Source organism: Williamsia sp. z71 (assembly GCF_059553375.1).
Window position 1 is genome coordinate 357,057 of sequence record NZ_JCANWX010000002.1, and the last position, 18,754, is coordinate 375,810.

Here is an 18,754-nt window from a genome sequence, read left to right on the forward strand (position 1 = left end):
GGTCACACGTGTGCCCAAATGCCGACAGAGCTCGGTCGGGGCTCGACCAGCATCACCCGCGTCACCCAAGGAGTGAGTTCAATTCCCAGGCTTTCCGACACCACGTTCACTGATCCTTCCAAGATCAGGAACTTCTGCATCATCGCGCACATCGACCACGGCAAGTCGACGCTTGCCGACCGGATGTTGCAGGTCACCGGAGTTGTCGAAGGTCGCGACATGCGCGCGCAGTACCTCGACCGGATGGACATCGAGCGGGAACGCGGCATCACCATCAAGGCGCAGAACGTGCGGCTGCCGTGGAATGTCGACGGCACCGACTACGTGATGCACCTGATCGACACACCCGGCCACGTCGACTTCACCTATGAGGTCTCACGTGCGCTCGAGGCGTGTGAGGGTGCGGTGCTGTTGGTGGATGCGGCCCAGGGAATCGAGGCGCAGACGCTCGCCAACCTGTACCTGGCGCTCGACAAGGATCTGACCATCATCCCGGTGCTGAACAAGATCGACCTGCCCGCCGCCGACCCCGATCGGTATGCCGCGGAGATCGCGCACATCATCGGCTGCGAGCCCGGCGACGTGCTGCGGGTCTCGGGCAAGACCGGTGTCGGTGTCACCGAGTTGCTGGACGAAGTCGTGAAGCTGATCCCGGCCCCGGTCGGCGATCCGGACGCCCCGGCCCGCGCGATGATCTTCGACTCGGTCTACGACACCTACCGCGGTGTGGTGACTTATGTGCGTGTGGTCGACGGCAAGATCGTCCCCCGCGAGAAGATCAAGATGATGTCCACCGGGACCACCCACGAGCTCCTCGAGGTCGGCATCGTCTCGCCGGACCCGAAGCCCTCGAAGGGTCTTGGGGTCGGCGAGGTCGGCTACCTCATCACCGGTGTCAAAGATGTCCGTCAGTCGAAGGTCGGTGACACGATCACCCTGGCGCGCAACGGTGCCACCGAGCCGCTCACCGGCTATCGCGAACCGCGACCGATGGTCTACTCGGGGCTCTATCCGGTGGACGGGTCGGATTACCCGGTTCTGCGTGAAGCGCTGGACAAGCTGCAACTCAACGACGCCGCACTCACGTACGAGCCGGAGACCTCGGTGGCCCTGGGCTTCGGTTTCCGCTGTGGCTTCCTCGGACTGCTGCACATGGAGATCAGCCGGGAACGCCTCGAGCGCGAGTTCGGCCTGAACCTGATCTCCACCGCGCCCAACGTGGTCTACCGCGTCGAGATGGAAGACGGCACCGAGCACGTCGTGACCAACCCGTCCGACTGGCCAGACGGCAAGGCCCGCAACATCTACGAGCCGATCGTGAAGACCACGATCATCTCGCCCAGTGAGTTCATCGGTTCGATCATGGAGCTGTGCCAGTCACGGCGCGGTGAGCTCGGTGGCATGGACTATCTGTCGGAGACCCGTGTCGAACTCCGTTACACGCTGCCTATGGCGGAGATCATCTTCGACTTCTTCGATTTGCTCAAGTCGCGGACCCGCGGCTACGCCAGCCTTGACTACGAGGAGTCCGGCGAGCAGATTTCGCAGCTGGTCAAGGTCGACATCCTGTTGCAGGGCGAGGCGGTGGATGCGTTCAGTGCGATCGTCCACAAGGACGGTGCCGCGGCGTACGCCACGAAGATGACCACCAAGCTCAAAGAGCTGATCCCGCGTCAGCAGTTCGAGGTGCCGATCCAGGCTGCCATCGGGTCGAAGATCATTGCGCGCGAGAACATCCGGGCCATCCGCAAGGACGTGCTGGCCAAGTGCTACGGCGGTGACATCAGTCGTAAACGCAAGCTCCTCGAGAAGCAAAAAGAGGGCAAGAAGCGGATGAAGACGATCGGTCGCGTCGAGGTGCCGCAGGAGGCATTTGTGGCAGCACTGTCGTCGGACGACCCAAGCGACAAGAAGGGCAAGTAGCGGGAGACTTCGGGCGCGCGACACTACGATCGGTCCATGGCATCGAATCCTGTCCTGGTCCCCAGTCCGCACCTGCATGGTCTGCCCGACTTCCCTTCGATCAGCGACGACGATTTTCTGCCTGCTTTCGAGGAGGCGATGGCCGAGCATCTGCGTGAGGTCGAGAAGATCGCCGGGCAGAAGCCCTCGCCGACGTTCGCCAACACCGTCGAAGCGCTCGAACGCAGTGGTCAGGCGCTGGCCAGGGCGGCCGGGATCTTCTACAACCTCACCGGTGCCGACACCAACCCGCAGCGCAACGCGATCTCCACGGAGCTCGCGCCGAAGCTGACGGCACACGCCAACACCATCGCGCTGAACCCGGGACTGTTCGCCCGGATCAACCAGCTGTTCGAGACCCGGACGAGTCTGGATCTGGACGAACCGTCGATGCGGTTGCTCGAGAAGCGTCATCGGGAGGCGATCCGGGCCGGCGCCGGACTCGACGTCGACCAGCAACCGCGGATGCGTGAGATCTCGGAGCGACTTTCCACCCTGACCACCGAGTTCGGGCAACGTGTTCTCGAGGGCAGCAACGAGGCAGCGGTGCTGGTCGACACCGAGGACGAGCTCGCGGGTCTGGCTGCTGGGCAGATCGCGGCGGCTCGCCGCGCAGCGAAGGATGCGGGCCATCCGTCGGGTTATCTGCTGGCCATCGAGTTGCCGACGAGCCAGTCCGCGGTTGCCTCCTTGGAGGATTCAGAAACCCGGCGCAGGGTGTTCGAGGCCTCGGTGACGCGGTGCGCCCTCGGGGGCCCCAACGACACCCGCGACATCGTCTTGGAGATCGTCAGGTTGCGCGCCGAACGCGCGAGGATGCTCGGCTACCGCGATCACGCGGAGTTCGTGATCGCCGAGGAGACCGCGCCCGGTCCGGAGGCTGTCGAAGACCTGTTGTCCGACCTGGTGGCCTCGGCCATGCGCGCCGGGGGACGTGAGCTGACCGAGCTATCCGCCGAGCACGGTACGGAGATCGGCGCCGCCGACCTCACCTACTTGCTGGCCAAAGCCGATCAGCAGCGGGCCGCGGTGCCGCTGGATACGTTCTCGGACTATCTCGAACTCGACTCGGTGCTGACGAAGGGTGTGTTCTACGCCGCCGGTGAGCTCTACGGGTTGTCGTTCCGGGAGCGCACGGATCTGCCCGTCTACCACCCCGATGTACGTGTGTGGGAGGTGCTCGACCGAGCCAATACGTCCATTGGATTGTTCCTCGGCGACTTCTACGCCCGGCCCAGCAAGCGCGGCGGGGCGTGGATGAACAACTTCGTCGACCAGAGTTACCTGCTCGACAAACGGCCGGTGGTGGTCAACGTCCTCAACCTCACCAAACCCGAAGAGGGACAGCCCGCTTTGCTGACGATGGATCAGTTGACAACGTTGTTCCACGAGTTCGGCCACGCCCTGCACGGGTTGCTGTCGGCGGTCAGGTATCCGTCGCAGTCGGGAACATCGGTGCCCCGGGACTTCGTGGAGTTTCCCTCCCAGGTGAACGAGATGTGGGCGCTGCACCCGAAGGTGCTCGACAACTACGCGACGCACCACAAGACCGGTGCGCCGATCCCCCCGGAGCTGGCGGACGCGGCCCGCGCCAATGCCGACGTCGAATCCGTCCACGGCACAATCGAATACCTGGCGGCGGCCGTTCTCGACATGGCCTGGCATCGGGTCACGGTCGAGGATGAGATCACCGATGTGGAGACCTTCGAGAAGGCCGCATTGGTGAAGGCGGGTGCGTCGTCGGACCTGATCCCGCCGCGATACCGCAGTGCGTACTTCAACCACATCTTCGGTGGCGGGTACTCGGCCGGCTATTACTCCTACATCTGGTCCGAGGTCCTCGACGCCGAGACCGAGCAATGGTTCCTCGACGGCGGTGGGCTCTCCGCCGAACGCGGTGCCGGCTTCGTGGCGACCACATTGTCCCGCGGCGACAGCACCGACCCGATCAAGGCGCATCAGGAACTCCTGGGCCGCCCGGCCGAGATCGATCCGCTCCTGCGTCGCCGAGGACTTCTCCCGACCTGACCCGCCGATCCGCCGACCGTGCCGAAATCACCGCCGAGCGTGCCGAAGTTGTTGGCAGTCTGGCGTTTTCGGCACGGTCAACGGCGATAAAGGCACGGTCGACGGTGATTTCGGCACGGTCGACGGAGGGTGGGCTGGTCAGTTGGCGGGGATGAAGGTGTTGTGGCCCTGGGCTTCTTCGGCCCGGATCACGTGCATCACGGCGTTGATCAACGCCAGATGGGTGAAGGCCTGCGGGAAGTTGCCCAGGTGCCGGCCGGTGTGTGGCTCGATCTCTTCGGCGTAGAGCTTGAGCGGGCTGGCGTAGTTCAGCAGACGCTCACACAGCGTCTTGGCCCGCGGCAGTTCACCGATCTCCACGAGCGCCGACACGAGCCAGAACGAGCAGATCGTGAACGAACCCTCTTCGCCGGACAGGCCGTCGTCGGTCTCTTCGACGCGATACCGGAGGACGAGTCCGTCCTCGCTGAGCTCGTCCGCGATCGCGATCACGGTGTTGCGCACACGGGGATCGTCGGAGGGCAGGAATCGCAACAGCGGGACCAACAGGAGCGAGGCGTCGAGGGCGTCGCTGCCGTAGCGCTGGGTGAAGATGCCGCGCTCGTTCACACCGAACTCGAGGATGTCGGCCTTGATCTCGTCGGCGATCTCATTCCAGGTCTTCGCGTAGGACTTCTCGCCGTGGATGGCCGCGAGTTTGGCACCACGGTCCAGGGCAATCCAGCACATCACCTTCGACGAGGTGAAATGCTGTGGTTCGCCGCGTACTTCCCAGATGCCGCGGTCGGGTTTGCGCCAGTGCTTGACCGCTTCCTCGACCTGAGCTTTCAGGACCGGCCACAACGTCTCGGACACTGTTTCGGTGGCCTTCGTGTTGAGGTACACCGAGTCGAGCATGGTGCCCCAGATGTCGTGCTGGCTCTGGTTGTAGGCACCGTTGCCGATGCGGACGGGCCGGGCACCGTCGTAGCCGGAGAGGTGATTGAGTTCGGCTTCCTCGAGTGTGCGTTCGCCGCCGACGCCGTACATCACCTGCAGCGGATGATGCTCACCGTTGGTGGTGCCGGAGACATCGGCGATGAAGGAGAAGAAATCGCTGGCCTCGCGGTCGAGTCCCAGGGTGTACAGACCCCACAGGGCAAAGGTCGAGTCGCGCACCCATGCGTAGCGGTAGTCCCAATTACGTTCCCCGTGAGGGGTTTCCGGCAACGAGGTGGTGGCCGCGGCCAGCAGTGCGCCGGTGGGCGAGTAGGTCAGGCCCTTGAGGGTCAGGGCGCTGCGCTGCAGGTAGTTGCGCCACGGGTGGTCCGGGAAGGTGCCGATGTTGATCCATTGCCGCCAACTCTCGGAGGTCTCCCACATCATCTGGGCGGCCTCCTCCCAGTCCTGCGGAGGTGGCTGACTGCCCCAGCTCATGGCGACGAAGTGGTTGTCGCCTTCCACCATGCGGGTACGCGCACGGGCCTCGCGTCCCTCGAGCCCGAGTTTGAGGCTGGTGGTCAATTTCAATGACGGCACGTCGTCTGCCACGACACCGGTCGCGGTGGCGATCGCCTCGCTGTACGCCGGCCCGGCGTACTCCCACTTGGTGCCGCCGCGGTGATAGTCGAAGGCGGGTTCGCAGCTCATCGCCAACTCCACGGTGCCGTTGACGCAACGGACCGTGCGGAGCAGGACGTGCTTGGCATCCCAGTCGGTCGGGGTACGTCGATGTGTCCGGGAGCGGGCCTCGTTGTCGTGCCACGGGCCCATCACCAGGGCGTCGCGGACGATGAGCCATCCGGTGTCGGTCTGCCAGGTCGTCTCGACCATCAGGCTGCCGGGCAGGTAACGGCGGTCGACCGGGACGTTCACACCGTAGGGCGCCAGTCTGAAGTGACCCGCGCTGCGGTCCAGGACGGCACCGAACACGCTGGGGGAGTCCGGGCGGGGGACACACATCCATTCCACCGAACCGTTGCGGGCGATCAGGCAGTTGCACTCGCAATCGGACAGGAACGCGTAGTCGCCGATCGGGGGGAATGCATTCTGCGGCAGTCCGGGAGACGCGGTGGGCATGGGTGAGCTCAGCGCGGAATGCGTGGTCTTGTGGACCACGCCGGGAGGTCCGGCCGGGCCGGTGGCGGTGAGGCCAGAGGTGCTGCTGTCCTCGGATGTGGTTGTCATGGATCCATCATGGTGGCGGCGGTACTCCACTGCCACCGGGGCAGGGATTTCGCTCGGTGACGGGTATGGGCGTCCCAGGACCCCTGGTGATGGCCCCCGGCGACTTTTAATCACGGTGATCAAAAATAGAGGGGATAGGGTGGTCCGGTGGATTCATTGACCCGATGGTGGGATGGCGTCGAAGAGTGGCTGACGTCGTTGTCGTTCGTGCCGCAGATACTCGTCTGCGTGGCGATCGTCATCCCGCTCGCCGTTGGCATCGCGGTGTTGATGAATGTGCTGGTAGATGCATCGTTTCGGCTCTTTGACCGTCGCGATTCCGCTGACGTAGATGGAGGGGAACGGTAATGCCGCGCTCGAAGGTGACTATTGCATTGATCGCTCTGGTTGTTCTGGTTGTCGTCGCCTGGTTTCTTTTGCGCTGAGTTGTGGTGATCGGTCCGGCGAGGTGGTCGGATTCACATGCGGAATTCTGGTGCTAGTGTTCCGCCTATGTCTGCAGCCAGTGGTTACCGCGTGCGCCATACGTTGGCGCTTTTCGCGGTCGACTATCGCTGTGTTTTCGACGCTCACTGTCGTTGAACTCCGTCTTGTTCAGGCCCTGAGCCCACCGACTCGCTCTTCCATCACCTTCTGACCGTGAAACAAGGGGACACAACTATGCTTTTCCGATTCTCGCGCCATGCGCGGCCACGGGGGCGAAAGCGCCGGACAGACCTGTCCGTCGCCGGTTCGCTCACCGTTGCGGTCGTATCGGCGCTGGTGTTGTCGGGCTGCGGGGGCGGCTCGACGGACGAACCCGGAGGCCAGGACATCTCCAGCGGTTCGCGACATCTGAATCTCTATGCCTACGCGGTGCCGAAGATCGGCTTCGACGCGATCATCCCGGCGTTCCGGGATACGCCGGAAGGCGACGGCATCGGATTCTCGGCCTCCTACGGGGCGTCAGGCGACCAGTCGCGCAAGGTCGCCCGCCGGGTACCGGCCGATGTGGTCAACTTCTCGGTCGCGCCGGACATCACCCGACTGGTGAAAGCCGGTGTGGTGGACAAGGATTGGGCTGAGTTGTATCCCAACGGGAGCACCCCGTTCGGTTCGGTGGTGGCGTTGGTGGTCCGTGAGGGCAACCCCAAGAACATTCAGACCTGGGACGACCTGCTCAAGCCGGGCATCCAGGTCGTGACACCGAATCCGGGCAGTTCGGGTTCGGCGAAGTGGAATCTGCTGGCACCGTTCGCCGCCAAGAGCAACGGCGGCGTCGATGAGCAGGCCGGCCTCGACTACGTCGCGGAACTGGTCCGCGATCACACCCGGATCCAGCCGAAGTCCGGACGCGAGGCGACCACGGCCTTCGAGCAGGGCCAAGGCGATGTGCTGATCAGCTACGAGAACGAAGCGATCTTCCTCAAGAACCAGAACGCGACGGCCGAGCCCAGCCAACGGGTCGACTACGTGATCCCGTCCGAGACCTTCAAGATCGAGAACCCGGTCGCGGTGGTGAACTCCAGCGAGGAGAAGGATGCGGCCAACGCGTTCGTCAAGTATCTGTTCACCCCTGCGGCGCAACGGATCTGGGCAGAGAACGGATTCCGCCCGGTTGATGAGTCGGTGATCGAGGAGACCAGGTCGCTGTTCCCGGGTGATATCGCCAAACTCTGGACGATCAAGGAGTTGGGTGCGGTCCTCGGTGAGGGGACCGCCGCCAAGAACGACGGCAAGGATCTCAAGGGCTGGTCCGCGGTGGACAAGGCGCTGTTCGGTACATCCGGCGCGATCACCGAGATCTACAACGCCGGAGGCAAGGTATGACCAGCACTGAAGTAACAGCAGTGAAGCCGCCCCCGGCCGCCAGGCCCACCAAGCGCACCTGGGGCAGCGTCGGACCGCTCAGCGTCGGTGTTGCGATGCTGTGGCTCACGGTGATCGTGCTCCTGCCGCTCGCCGCCATCACCAGCGAGGCGTTCGACGACGGGTGGAGCGGCTTCTGGGACGCCTTCACCGCCGAAGGAGCTCTCGACACCCTCAAGATCACGGTTCTGGTCTCACTGGTCGTCGCCCTGATCAATGTGGTGATGGGCACGATCATCGCCTGGGTGCTGGTCCGGGACGAGTTCCCGGGCAAGCGCTTCGTCAACGCCCTGATCGATCTTCCGTTCGCCCTGCCGACGATCGTCGCGAGCCTCGTGCTGCTCTCGCTCTACGGCCCGAACAGTCCGATCGACATCGAACTCAACGCCACCAAGCCCGCGCTGGTCATCGCGCTGGCCTTCGTGACCCTCCCGTTCGTGGTGCGTCAGGTACAGCCGGTGCTGATCGAGATCGACAAAGAGGTCGAGGAGGCCGCCGCGTCGCTGGGCGCCAACAACTGGGTGATCTGGTGGAAGATCATCTTCCCGGCCCTGGCCCCGGCAGTCCTGTCCGGAGCCGGCCTCGCCTTCACCCGCGCCATCGGTGAGTTCGGATCCGTCGTCTTGATCGGCGGCAACATCCCGGGCGATACGCAGGTTGCGTCCCAGTACATCCAGCAGCAGATCGAGATCGACGCACCCGTCGACGCTGCGACGGTCTCGGTGATGTTGCTGCTGATCGCGTTCGTGGTGCTGCTGGTACTACGCGTTGCGGGTCGTCGGACCTCACGCCGTGAGGAGCTGAACTCATGAAACTGTCTGCCTTCCCTCGCATTTCGTTGCGCATCATCGCGCTGCTCTATCTCTTCTTCCTGCTGGTGATCCCGGTCGGGCTCATCTTCTGGCGGTCCTTTGAACACGGCCTCGGCCAGTTCTGGGACTGGATCACCACCCCGGCCGCGATCTCGGCGCTCCAGTTGAGTTTGCTGATCGTCGCGATTGTGGTGCCGCTCAACGTGATCTTCGGTGTGTTCACCGCACTGGCCCTGGTCCGCGGGCGTTTCCGTGGACGCGGCGTGATGGAAGCGATCGTCGACCTGCCGTTCGCCGTGTCTCCGATCGTTGTCGGTGTGGCCCTGATCCTGTTGTGGGGCTACGGCGGTTGGTTCGGCGGATTGGAGAGTCTGGGATTCCGGGTGATCTTCGGCCTGCCGGGCATGGTGCTCGCGACGCTGTTCGTGACGTTGCCGTTCGTGGTCCGTGAGGTCGAGCCGGTGCTGCGTGAGATCGGGACCGAGCAAGAAGAGGCCGCAGCCACACTCGGTGCCAGCGGATGGCAGACGTTCTGGCGGATCACCCTGCCGGCCATCCGGTGGGGCCTGTCGTACGGCATCGTGTTGACCATCGCCCGCGCACTGGGTGAGTACGGCGCCGTCATCATGGTCTCGTCCAACCTGCCGGGTGTTTCGCAGACACTGACATTGTTGGTGTCGTCGCGGTACACCGACGACTACAACGAGTACGGCGCCTACGCGGCCGCGACTCTGTTGATGATCATCGCGATCATCGTGTTGCTGCTGATGACCTTGGTCGGGCAGAGAACCGAAACCAATCGAATACCCCGCCGACGCGCGCGCGAAGAGGCCGACGCGGCCGCTGCCCCGGCTCCCACCAGCCCGATAGCCCAGGAGAGTGAACTGGTATGACCATCTCGGTGATTGACGCGAACAAGCGCTACGGAGATTTCGCCGCGCTCGACAACGTATCGATCGACATCCCGGTCGGCTCGCTGACCGCCCTGCTGGGACCGTCGGGGTCGGGTAAGTCGACCCTCCTGCGGGCGATCGCCGGTCTCGACCAGCTCGACTCGGGAACCGTGATCATCAACGGCGACGACGTCACCCGGGTGTCGCCGCAGAACCGCGACATCGGGTTCGTGTTCCAGCATTACGCCGCCTTCAAGCACATGACGGTGCGCGACAACGTGGCATTCGGGTTGAAGATCCGTAAGCGGCCGAAGGCCGAGGTCAACAAGAAGGTCGACGAGTTGCTCGAGGTTGTCGGGCTGGCGGGTTTCCAAACCCGTTATCCGGCTCAGCTCTCTGGTGGTCAGCGTCAGCGGATGGCGTTGGCCCGCGCACTTGCCGTCGACCCGAAGGTGTTGCTGCTCGACGAGCCCTTCGGTGCGCTCGACGCCAAGGTCCGAGAAGACCTGCGGGCCTGGCTTCGTCGTCTGCATGACGAGGTGCACGTGACCACCGTCCTGGTGACCCACGATCAGCAGGAAGCGCTCGACGTCGCCGACCGGATCGCAATACTCAACAAGGGTCGCATCGAGCAGATCGGTTCGCCGGCGGATCTCTACGATCGTCCGGAGAATCATTTCGTGATGTCGTTCCTCGGTTCGGTGGCCAAGCTCAACGGAGTTCTGGTGCGTCCCCACGACATCAGGGTTGGACGCACACCTGATCTGGCGTTGGAGACTGCCGACAAGGCGGCTGCGGAGACGGGCGTGCTCAAGGCCCGGGTCAAGCGTGTCGTGTACCTCGGCTTCGAGGTCCGGGTGGAGTTCGAGAACCTCGCCACCAGAGAGGATTTTCACGCCCAGATCACCCGCGGTGACGCGGCGGCGTTGGGCCTGAACGACGGCGATGAGGTGTACGTGCGGGCCACGTATGTGCCTGAGGCCGCGCTCGCCTGACCCCCACCGCAAACGAGCCAGAAATACAAAGACGAGCCACAAATTTGTGGCTCGTCTTCGTATTTCCGGTTCGTTTGCGGGTCGGGGAGCCGGCGGCGGTCGGGGTTGTCAGGTGGTCTGGAGGAACTCGGTGATGAGTTCGGCGGTGCGTTCGGGTTGATCGAGCATGATCAGGACGTAGGCGTCATCGATCTCGACGAGTCGCCCCTGCGGGAGCAGGTCGACGAGTCGGCGCCCGTGATCGCGCGGCATCACCTTGGTCTCCGGTGCCCACAGCACCAACGCGGGGCCGGTGAACTGACGCAACTTCTCGGTGTTGGCGATCAGGGCGGCTTTGCCATAGTCGGTTCCGCGGCCGTAGGTGAGTACATCGCGGCGGACACCGGCCGAGGCGAGTCCCGGATCGGTCCACGCCGTGATGATGTCGTCGGGGATCGGCTTCTTGGCCATCAGTCCCAGCACCATCGGGGTTCTGCGGAGGATCCGGCTACGGAACTGAAGAAGCGCGAACTTGATTCCTCCCGGTACCGAGGCCGCCAGGACGGCCATCTTTCCCGGGAATCCGGGCGGGAAGTTGTCGAATGCCTCGGCGGGGCAGATCACCAGCCGGCTCACCCGCTGCCCGGTCTGCAGCTCGGGTAGGAACAGTGGCCCACCCCAGTCGCTGACCACCAGAGTTGCGTCCCCGGAGATCGAGCGCGGACAGGAAGTCGGACAGGATGGCGACCATCCCGGGCATCGTGAGGTCTGCCTCGGGGCGCATCGGGTTCCGATGGCCGCCCAGTGGTAGCACCGGCAGCAGATACCGAAATGTCTTGGGCAACAGCGGTAATACCAGATCCCACTGATGGTCGTTCATGAGCAGACCGTGGAGGAGCACCACCGGAGGACCGTGGGGATCGCCGGCTTCCCGGTATTCGATGGTGCCGGCGGTCAGTTCGACGTTCTCCATCTGAATCTCCTCGAAGCCTACTAGAGCGTTCGTTCTAGAGCAGTTGTTCTAGTATGTGATGCAGGAGGTCTGGATGGCAAGGGGTACCCGCGAGACAATTTTGACGGCCGCAATCGAACTCATGCGCGTCCACGGTTACGCGGCGCTGAGCATGAAGCAGATCGTGGCGTCGTCGGGTGCTCCGATCGGTTCGATCTACCACCACTTTCCGGAGGGTAAGGCTCAGATCGCGCGAGAAGCGCTGGTCAATGCCGGCGTTGCATACGCGGCGGTCCTACCCATGGTGATGGCCGACCAATCCGAATTGGGTGCCGGGATCCGGGCGGCGTTCAGCCAAGCCGCCGATGACATGGAACTGACCGGATACGCCAACATGTGTCCGGTCTCGACCGTTGCCGGAGAGGTCGCGAACGCCGACGAATCGTTGCGGATGGCTGCGGCGTCGGTCTTCGGTGATTGGATCATGCTCGGGCGCAGCTATTTTCAGAGTCGCGGCCTGGACAAAGATCTCGCCGAAGAAGTTGTCACCGCGATCGTGTGCTCGCTCGAGGGTGCGTTTGTGATGGCGCGGACGCTTCGCAGCAAGGCGCCGCTGCTCGCGGCCGGTCGGGCGCTGTCGGGGACGTACGAGGGCATCGCGCTCGGGCCCGTGCCCGCGATTAGACACTAGGGATGGGTTCAGATCCGGTGGTGCTCGATCTGCCGTTCCGCGGACGCTGGATGGCCCGCAACAGTCCTGCCCGCCGGATACCCAGTCACGGAACACATCTGTTCGGCACCACCTACGCCATCGATTTCATCGCGGTGGATGGGGCCGGACGACCGGCGCCGCGGACGTGGCGGACCGCGCTGTCGGTCGAGCGTCCCGAGTTGTTCGTCGGATTCGGTCAACCGGTGTTGGCGCCCGGTGCCGGAACTGTGGTGATCGTCCACGACGGTGAGGTCGACCATGCCGCGCGCCGCTCACAGCTTGCGCTGTTGCCGTACGCGATCGGGCAGGCTGGTCGAGTTGGGCAGGGCTCCAATGCGATTGCCGGGAATCATGTGGTGATCGATCTGGGTTTCGGTGGTCCATATGTCTTACTGGCGCACTTGCGTCGTGGATCGATTGCCGTGGCGGTGGGGAATGTCGTCGCGGCCGGCGATCACATTGCCGACTGCGGTAACTCCGGGAACAGCACCCAGCCGCACGTCCACATCCAGGTCACCGATTCACTGGATTGGCCCACGACCCGAGGTCTGCCGATGGCGTTCCGTCGGGCGGGCACAGGCGTTTTCATGCCGGGGGAGTCCCAGATCGTCCACGGCTAACCGTCAAACGAGCCACCTATACGAAGACGAGCCACAAATTTGTGGCTCGTCTTCGTATACGTGGCTCGTTTGCGGGAGGAGTCGGGTGGGCGCGCGTCAGGCGGAGACGGGAAGTGCGGCGCGGTAGCGGTCGCAGACGACGTCGATGAGAGCCGGGTGGGCTCCGAGTGGTCCGGCGATCTGGGCACCGGGGGCGAGGGCGTCGACGGCGGTGTCGACACGCTCGGTCAGCAGCCCGGCCGACAGGAAGTACGGGCTCACGACGATGCGCCGGGCACCTTCGCGGCGGAGCCGTCCGATGGCTGAGCGCAGGTTGCGGTTGTCCTCGCCCAGCCGGGTGGCGAACACGAGTTGCACCAGCGGCGTGCCGATTTCGAGCGCCAACTCCGTGGCTCTGCGACGGACCGCGTCGTCGGCCGCGGCATCGCTGGATCCGACCGCGGTCATCAGGACACCGTCGGTGGGCCGCAGGCCGACCTGGTTGAGTCGCTGGATCAGGGCGGTGATGATCCGGGGGTCCCCGCCCAGGGTCGGCAACTGCCGAACCGTCAGGGTCGGATTCGCGGCGCAGGCCTGATCGACGAGCGCGGGCAGGTCGATCTTGCTGTGAAACGCCTCCGACAGCAGCAGCGGCGCCAATAAAACCTCACCGCGGCAGTCGGCCAGGACCTGCGACACCGTGGGGGTGTTCAGGTCGAGGTAGGCCAGTCGGACATCCACGTCGCGTAGGCGAGCGCGGACGGCTGCAGTGATCCGTTCCACGGTGGCCGCGAACCGGGGGTCGCGGCTACCGTGGGCGGCGAGAACCAGTGTTGTCACACAAGCTCTTTCAGGTGCAACGTCGACAGGGCGTCACCCACCAGGCCGGCGCCGAGAGTGTTACCACCCTGCGGATCGATCAGCAGGAAGCTGCCGGTCTCGCGGTTGGTGTTGTAGTCGTCGGCGCTGACCGGCTGTGCGGTCTGCACCGAGATACGGCCGATCTGGTTCAGTTCCAGCGCATCCGGGGACTCCCGCAAGACCAGTTCCTGCTCGTCGAAGAGGACCTCGAGTCCGCCGACGATGGCCTGAGTGGTCCGGGCCCCGTGCTTGAGCAGCAGGCGGGCGCCGGGACGCAACGGCTTGTCACCGAGCCAGCAGACGGTTGCGCTGAACTGCGAGATCGGTTCGGGTGCATCGGCCACCGCGGCGATGACATCACCGCGGGACACGTCGACGTCCTCGGCGAGGATGAGGGTGATGCTGCGGCCGGTGTGTGCCGATTCGAGCGAACCGTCCGCGGTGTCGATCCGTTCGACCGTGGTGCGGGTACCCGAGGGCAGGATCACCACCTCGTCGCCGACGGTCACGCGGCCGGCGGCAACCTGGCCGGCGTAGCCACGGTAATCCGGGTATTCCGCTGTGCGCGGCCGGATCACGTACTGGACCGGGAACCGGAAGCCGACCGGCTTGCGGTCTTCACCGGCAGGTACCGATTCGAGGTGCTCGATCAGGGTGGGGCCGTTGTAGAACGGGGTCTTGTCCGACCGGATCGCCACGTTGTCGCCGTGCAGCGCGGACACCGGGATGGACACGACACGTTCGGCGCTCCAGCCGAGCGACGTCGTCATGTCGGTGAACTCGGTGCGGATCTCGTTGAAGACCTTCTCGGGGTCGTCGACGAGGTCGATCTTGTTGACGGCCAACACCAGACGGGGCACGCCGAGCAGCGCCATCACCGCGGCGTGGCGACGGGTCTGCGAGATGACGCCCTTGCGGGCATCGACCAGCAGGATCACCAGGCCGGCGGTGGAGGCACCGGAAACCGTGTTGCGGGTGTACTGCACGTGTCCGGGGGTGTCGGCCAGGACGAACGACCGCGTCGGGGTGGCGAAGTAGCGGTAGGCCACATCGATGGTGATGCCCTGCTCGCGTTCGGCGCGCAGTCCGTCGACCAGCAGCGACAGGTCGGGCTGGTCGAGGCCGCGGTCCACCGAGGCGCGGGTGACGGCGTCGATCTGGTCGGCCAGAACCGATTTGGTGTCGTAGAGCAACCGGCCCACCAGGGTGGACTTGCCGTCGTCGACGCTGCCGGCCGTGGCCAGTCGGAGAAGATCGGGGGCGTGATTCATCAGAAATAACCTTCTCGTTTGCGGTCTTCCATGGCGGCCTCGGACACTCGGTCGTCGCCGCGGGTGGCACCGCGTTCGGTGAGTCGGGATGCGGCGACCTCGGCCAGCACGGCTTCGTTGTCGGCCGCATCGGAGAGGACCGCGCCGGTGGTGGAGCCGTCGCCCACGGTCCGGTAACGGACCGAAAGGGTCTGCAACTCTTCGCCTTCGGCGGGGCCGCCCCAGACACCGGGGGTCATCCACATGCCGTCGCGGGAGTAGACCTCACGCTGATGGGCGTAGTAGATCGACGGCAGGAGTACCTGCTCGCGGGCGATGTAGCGCCAGACGTCGAGCTCGGTCCAGTTGGACAGCGGGAACACGCGGACGTGCTCACCCGGCGCATGCTTGCCGTTGTAGAGGTTCCACAGTTCGGGGCGCTGACGCTTGGGGTCCCACTGGCCGAATGCGTTGCGCAGCGAGAAGATCCGCTCCTTGGCGCGGGAGCGTTCCTCGTCGCGCCGGGCGCCGCCGAAGACCGCGTCGAAACGGTTCTCGGTGATGCCGTCGAGCAGCGGGACCGTCTGCAGCGGGTTGCGGATGCCGTCGGGCCGCTCGGTGAGTCGGCCGTCGGCGAGGTAGTCCTCGACCTTGGCGACATGCAGCCGCAGGTTGTGGCGGGCCACCACGTCGTCGCGGAACGCCAAGACCTCGGGCAGGTTGTGCCCGGTGTCGACGTGCAACAGCGAGAACGGCAGCGGTGCCGGCCAGAACGCCTTCAGCGCAACGTGCAGCAGGACGGTGGAGTCCTTACCGCCGGAGAAGAGGATCACCGGGCGCTCGAACTCTCCGGCGACCTCACGGAAGATGTGGATCGCCTCGGACTCGAGGGCGTCGAGAGTGGTGAACTCGTCGGCGGTGTCGACGGGCAGGGTGTCTGCCGGTAGGGCGTTGGTGCTCTGTTGGATGGTCATGAGGCGTGCAACCCGCATTCTGTTTTGGCAAGGCCGGCCCAGCGGCCGCTTCGTGGATCGGCACCGGCAATCGGCTTGCTGGTGCAGGGCGCGCATCCGATCGACGGATAGCCCTCGTCGACGAGGGGATTGACGAGCACGCCATTGGCGTCGATGTAGTCCTGGAACTGCTCGTCGGTCCAGGCGGCCAGCGGATTGATCTTCACCAGACCGAAGGCGTCGTCGAACGAGATCAGCGGGGCATCGGCCCGGGTGGGGGATTCGACCCGGCGGATCCCGCTGACCCAGGCCCGGTAGCCGGACAGTTCGCGCTTGAGTGGGACCACCTTGCGCAACCGGCAGCATTCACCGGGGTTGGTGGCGAACAGGTTTCGGCCGACTGTCGCATCTTGCCCGGCCACACTCTGCTCGGCTTCGGCGGTGACGATCTCCACGCCGTAGACCTGCTCGACCGCGTCGCGGGTACCGATGGTCTCGGCGAAGTGGTAGCCGGTGTCGAGGAAGAGCACCTTGAGCTTGTTGCCGCCGAGTTGCTCCGAGCTGATCGCGCCCGTCGCGACATCGATCAGAACCGCGTCCTGCATATTCGAGGCGACCAGGAAGTCGCTGCCGAATGTGTCGGCGGTCCACCGGAACAGATCCTGTGCGGACGCGTCCGGTCCGAGCTGTGCGGCGCCGGCCGTGGCCAGCTCACGCAATTGCGCTTCATCGCGAACTGCGGTACTCATCGCAAATCCTCCTCATCGGCGCGAATCGCCCACTGGGCGAAGCGTTCCCCTTCATTGCGTTCCTTGACGAAGTTGCGGACAACCCGCTCCATGTAGTCGCCGATGTCGGTCGAGAGCACCTTGTGCTGGCGCAGCTTTCGGCCGAAGGCGGAATCCTGTCCGAGGCTGCCACCGAGGTGAACCTGGAAACCCTCGACGGTCTTGCCCTCGTCGTCCTCGACGAGCATGCCCTTGAAGCCGATGTCGGCGATCTGGGCGCGGGCGCAGGAGTTGGGGCAGCCGTTGATGTTGACCGTGATCGGCACGTCGAGCTGATCGTTGATGTCGGCCAGGCGCTGTTCGAGTTCGGGAACCAGGACCTGTGATCGCTTGCGGGTCTCGGTGAACGAGAGCTTGCAGAACTCGATGCCCGAGCAGGCCATCAGGTTGCGGCGCCACGGTGACGGACGGGCCTCGAGACCGTGCTTCGAGACCTCTTCGATGAGCTGCTCGACCTTGTCGTCCGGGACGTCGAGGACAACCAGCTTCTGGTACGGCGTGAACCGTACGCGGTCGGATCCGGCGCGCTGAGCGGCATCGGCGACAGCGGTCAGCTTCGTACCGGAGACGCGGCCGGCGATGGCGGCGAACCCGACGGAGTTCAGGCCGTTCTTGAGTCGCTGAACGCCGATGTGATCGCGCGGCGCGGTCAGTGGGGCGGGTGCCGGTCCGTCGATCAGCTTGCGGCCCAGGTACTCGTCTTCGAGGACCTGGCGGAACTTCTCGATGCCCCAGTCCTTGATCAGGAACTTCAGGCGGGCCTTGGTGCGAAGCCGGCGGTAACCGTAGTCGCGGAAGACCGAGACGACGGCCTCCCAGACATCGGGGACCTCGTCGAGCGGGATCCAGGCACCGACCCGCTGCGCGAGCATCGGGTTGGTCGAGAGGCCGCCGCCGACCCAGAGGTCGAGTCCGGGGCCGTGCTCGGGATGGTTGACGCCGATGAACGCGACGTCGTTGATCTCGTGGGCGACGTCCTGCAGGCCGGAGATCGCGGTCTTGAACTTGCGGGGCAGGTTCGAGTACTTCGGGTCACCGATGTAGCGGCGGACGATCTCGTCGATCGCGGGAGTGGGGTCGAGGACCTCGTCGAGGGCCTCACCGGCCAGCGGTGATCCCAGGATGATGCGGGGGCAGTCGCCGCAGGCTTCGGTGGTCTTGAGTCCGACGGCCTCGAGGCGGCTGAAGATCTCCGGGACGTTGCGGATGTCGATCCAGTGGTACTGGACGTTCTCGCGGTCGGAGAGATCGGCGGTGTCGCGGCCGAACTCGGTCGAGAGCTGACCGACGGTGCGCAGCTGCTCGGTGGTCAGGGCGCCCCCGTCGCACCGCACCCGGAGCATGAAGTGCTTGGCCTCGAGGATGTCGATGTTGTCGTCACCGGTCCAGGTGCCGTCGTAGCCCTCGGCGCGCTGGGTGTAGAGCCCCCACCAGCGCATCCGGCCACGCAGATCCTGCTTGTCGATGGAGTCGAAGCCCTGCTTGGAGTAGATGTTCTCGATCCGGGCCCGGACGTTGAGCGGGTTGTCGTCTTTCTTGACCTGCTCGTTGGGGTTCTGCGGTTCGCGGTAGCCGAGCGCCCACTGACCTTCTGCCCGGCGTTTGGGGGGACGCGCGCGGCGCTGCGGCGGCTTTCCGGGGGCGTCGGTCGTCGACGTCATGATGCTCCTGTCTGACGGATCCATCCAGGGCAGCGCTGGGCATGTGCCGACGGCACCCGAATGATCCTGCGAAATGAAGTGAGGGGGAGGCAGTGAGTGGCACGTATGAGAACCCGGTGCGATCCCGGGCTGCGGGTCGCGAAGCGGACGTGCTGGTTACATGCGACACAGCGCGCTGCATGCGCGCTTGAGATCAATGTGCCGCCGCATTGCGAGCCACACCCCTTGAGAAGTCACGTCGCCCATAGTGCCACGGCCCCCCTCGATGCGTCTACTTGGGCTTACTTCGACTCAT

The 18,754-nt window shown here is 64.8% G+C and carries 16 protein-coding genes and 1 pseudogene; 10 read left to right on the top strand and 7 right to left on the bottom strand.

Annotated elements, in window-relative coordinates; translation table 11 throughout:
- The first annotated feature begins 18 nt into the window (after positions 1-18).
- Together lepA and AC51GR_RS05820 are read left to right on the top strand one after the other, a co-directional pair.
- A complete protein-coding gene (lepA, locus tag AC51GR_RS05815) occupies positions 19-1,923 on the top strand; it encodes a translation elongation factor 4 (protein ID WP_496323652.1) in 1,905 nt (634 codons plus the stop codon).
- Between the two features lie 36 nt (positions 1,924-1,959).
- Complete coding sequence (locus AC51GR_RS05820; protein WP_496323653.1) at positions 1,960-3,990, top strand: M3 family metallopeptidase; 2,031 nt, start codon at positions 1,960-1,962, stop codon at positions 3,988-3,990.
- Between the two features lie 138 nt (positions 3,991-4,128).
- Here AC51GR_RS05820 and AC51GR_RS05825 read toward each other — a convergent pair whose 3' ends face one another.
- The gene (locus AC51GR_RS05825) at positions 4,129-6,156 is read right to left on the bottom strand and encodes a glycoside hydrolase family 15 protein (protein WP_496323654.1); all 2,028 of its coding nucleotides are present in this window, start codon (positions 6,154-6,156) and stop codon (positions 4,129-4,131) included.
- Between the two features lie 147 nt (positions 6,157-6,303).
- On the opposite strand from AC51GR_RS05825, the gene AC51GR_RS05830 reads away from it, so the two are divergent.
- The 6 genes from AC51GR_RS05830 to AC51GR_RS05855 all read left to right on the top strand — a co-directional run bounded on the left by AC51GR_RS05830 (position 6,304) and on the right by AC51GR_RS05855 (position 10,704).
- Positions 6,304-6,504, top strand: a complete 201-nt coding sequence (locus AC51GR_RS05830; protein ID WP_496323655.1) for a hypothetical protein — start codon at positions 6,304-6,306, stop codon at positions 6,502-6,504.
- Between the two features lie 144 nt (positions 6,505-6,648).
- The gene (locus AC51GR_RS05835; protein ID WP_496323656.1) at positions 6,649-6,738 is read left to right on the top strand and encodes an Ms4533A family Cys-rich leader peptide; all 90 of its coding nucleotides are present in this window, start codon (positions 6,649-6,651) and stop codon (positions 6,736-6,738) included.
- A gap of 78 nt (positions 6,739-6,816) precedes the next feature.
- Positions 6,817-7,965, top strand: a complete 1,149-nt coding sequence (locus AC51GR_RS05840) for a sulfate ABC transporter substrate-binding protein (protein WP_496323657.1) — start codon at positions 6,817-6,819, stop codon at positions 7,963-7,965.
- A complete protein-coding gene (gene cysT / locus AC51GR_RS05845) occupies positions 7,962-8,816 on the top strand; it encodes a sulfate ABC transporter permease subunit CysT (RefSeq protein WP_496323658.1) in 855 nt (284 codons plus the stop codon). The genes AC51GR_RS05840 and cysT overlap by 4 nt, the downstream gene beginning before the upstream one ends.
- Positions 8,813-9,709: a sulfate ABC transporter permease subunit CysW gene (gene cysW, locus AC51GR_RS05850; RefSeq protein WP_496323659.1), complete on the top strand. Its 897-nt coding sequence runs from the start codon at positions 8,813-8,815 to the stop codon at positions 9,707-9,709. The genes cysT and cysW overlap by 4 nt, the downstream gene beginning before the upstream one ends.
- Positions 9,706-10,704, top strand: coding sequence for a sulfate/molybdate ABC transporter ATP-binding protein (locus tag AC51GR_RS05855; protein ID WP_496323660.1), 999 nt, complete (start codon positions 9,706-9,708; stop codon positions 10,702-10,704). Before cysW ends, AC51GR_RS05855 begins: the two co-directional genes overlap by 4 nt.
- 108 nt (positions 10,705-10,812) lie before the next feature.
- On the opposite strand, the pseudogene AC51GR_RS05860 reads toward AC51GR_RS05855, so the two are convergent.
- A pseudogene (locus AC51GR_RS05860) lies at positions 10,813-11,656 on the bottom strand (alpha/beta fold hydrolase).
- A gap of 73 nt (positions 11,657-11,729) precedes the next feature.
- Between AC51GR_RS05860 and AC51GR_RS05865 the strand changes: the two are divergent.
- Together AC51GR_RS05865 and AC51GR_RS05870 are read left to right on the top strand one after the other, a co-directional pair.
- Positions 11,730-12,326, top strand: a complete 597-nt coding sequence (locus AC51GR_RS05865; RefSeq protein ID WP_496323661.1) for a TetR/AcrR family transcriptional regulator — start codon at positions 11,730-11,732, stop codon at positions 12,324-12,326.
- A gap of 2 nt (positions 12,327-12,328) precedes the next feature.
- Positions 12,329-12,967 carry a peptidoglycan DD-metalloendopeptidase family protein gene (locus tag AC51GR_RS05870; protein WP_496323662.1) on the top strand — a complete coding sequence of 213 codons (639 nt, stop codon included), beginning with the start codon at positions 12,329-12,331 and terminating at the stop codon, positions 12,965-12,967.
- Positions 12,968-13,063: 96 nt separating this feature from the next.
- Here AC51GR_RS05870 and AC51GR_RS05875 read toward each other — a convergent pair whose 3' ends face one another.
- Genes AC51GR_RS05875 through AC51GR_RS05895 form a run of 5 tightly spaced genes read right to left on the bottom strand, consistent with a single transcriptional unit; the run spans position 13,064 to position 18,459 of the window.
- Positions 13,064-13,786: a sirohydrochlorin chelatase gene (locus tag AC51GR_RS05875; protein ID WP_496323663.1), complete on the bottom strand. Its 723-nt coding sequence runs from the start codon at positions 13,784-13,786 to the stop codon at positions 13,064-13,066.
- Positions 13,783-15,078 carry a sulfate adenylyltransferase subunit 1 gene (locus AC51GR_RS05880; protein WP_496323664.1) on the bottom strand — a complete coding sequence of 432 codons (1,296 nt, stop codon included), beginning with the start codon at positions 15,076-15,078 and terminating at the stop codon, positions 13,783-13,785. Before AC51GR_RS05880 ends, AC51GR_RS05875 begins: the two co-directional genes overlap by 4 nt.
- The gene (gene cysD, locus AC51GR_RS05885; protein WP_496323665.1) at positions 15,078-16,031 is read right to left on the bottom strand and encodes a sulfate adenylyltransferase subunit CysD; all 954 of its coding nucleotides are present in this window, start codon (positions 16,029-16,031) and stop codon (positions 15,078-15,080) included. The genes AC51GR_RS05880 and cysD overlap by 1 nt, the downstream gene beginning before the upstream one ends.
- Positions 16,028-16,759 carry a phosphoadenylyl-sulfate reductase gene (locus AC51GR_RS05890; RefSeq protein WP_496323666.1) on the bottom strand — a complete coding sequence of 244 codons (732 nt, stop codon included), beginning with the start codon at positions 16,757-16,759 and terminating at the stop codon, positions 16,028-16,030. Before AC51GR_RS05890 ends, cysD begins: the two co-directional genes overlap by 4 nt.
- Positions 16,756-18,459 carry a nitrite/sulfite reductase gene (locus tag AC51GR_RS05895; protein ID WP_496323667.1) on the bottom strand — a complete coding sequence of 568 codons (1,704 nt, stop codon included), beginning with the start codon at positions 18,457-18,459 and terminating at the stop codon, positions 16,756-16,758. The genes AC51GR_RS05890 and AC51GR_RS05895 overlap by 4 nt, the downstream gene beginning before the upstream one ends.
- Between the last annotated feature and the right edge of the window lie 295 nt (positions 18,460-18,754).

Bases quoted from the DNA above. Each gene is read 5' to 3' on its own strand.
- AC51GR_RS05890 (WP_496323666.1), bottom strand. From the start codon at position 16,759: ATGAGTACCGCAGTTCGCGATGAAGCGCAATTGCGTGAGCTGGCCACG.
- AC51GR_RS05880 (WP_496323664.1), bottom strand. From the start codon at position 15,078: ATGAATCACGCCCCCGATCTTCTCCGACTGGCCACGGCCGGCAGCGTC.
- lepA (WP_496323652.1), top strand. From the start codon at position 19: ATGCCGACAGAGCTCGGTCGGGGCTCGACCAGCATCACCCGCGTCACC.
- AC51GR_RS05865 (WP_496323661.1), top strand. From the start codon at position 11,730: ATGGCAAGGGGTACCCGCGAGACAATTTTGACGGCCGCAATCGAACTC.
- cysD (WP_496323665.1), bottom strand. From the start codon at position 16,031: ATGACCATCCAACAGAGCACCAACGCCCTACCGGCAGACACCCTGCCC.
- AC51GR_RS05835 (WP_496323656.1), top strand. From the start codon at position 6,649: ATGTCTGCAGCCAGTGGTTACCGCGTGCGCCATACGTTGGCGCTTTTC.
- AC51GR_RS05895 (WP_496323667.1), bottom strand. From the start codon at position 18,459: ATGACGTCGACGACCGACGCCCCCGGAAAGCCGCCGCAGCGCCGCGCG.
- cysW (WP_496323659.1), top strand. From the start codon at position 8,813: ATGAAACTGTCTGCCTTCCCTCGCATTTCGTTGCGCATCATCGCGCTG.
- AC51GR_RS05820 (WP_496323653.1), top strand. From the start codon at position 1,960: ATGGCATCGAATCCTGTCCTGGTCCCCAGTCCGCACCTGCATGGTCTG.
- AC51GR_RS05840 (WP_496323657.1), top strand. From the start codon at position 6,817: ATGCTTTTCCGATTCTCGCGCCATGCGCGGCCACGGGGGCGAAAGCGC.
- AC51GR_RS05825 (WP_496323654.1), bottom strand. From the start codon at position 6,156: ATGACAACCACATCCGAGGACAGCAGCACCTCTGGCCTCACCGCCACC.
- AC51GR_RS05870 (WP_496323662.1), top strand. From the start codon at position 12,329: ATGGGTTCAGATCCGGTGGTGCTCGATCTGCCGTTCCGCGGACGCTGG.
- cysT (WP_496323658.1), top strand. From the start codon at position 7,962: ATGACCAGCACTGAAGTAACAGCAGTGAAGCCGCCCCCGGCCGCCAGG.
- AC51GR_RS05855 (WP_496323660.1), top strand. From the start codon at position 9,706: ATGACCATCTCGGTGATTGACGCGAACAAGCGCTACGGAGATTTCGCC.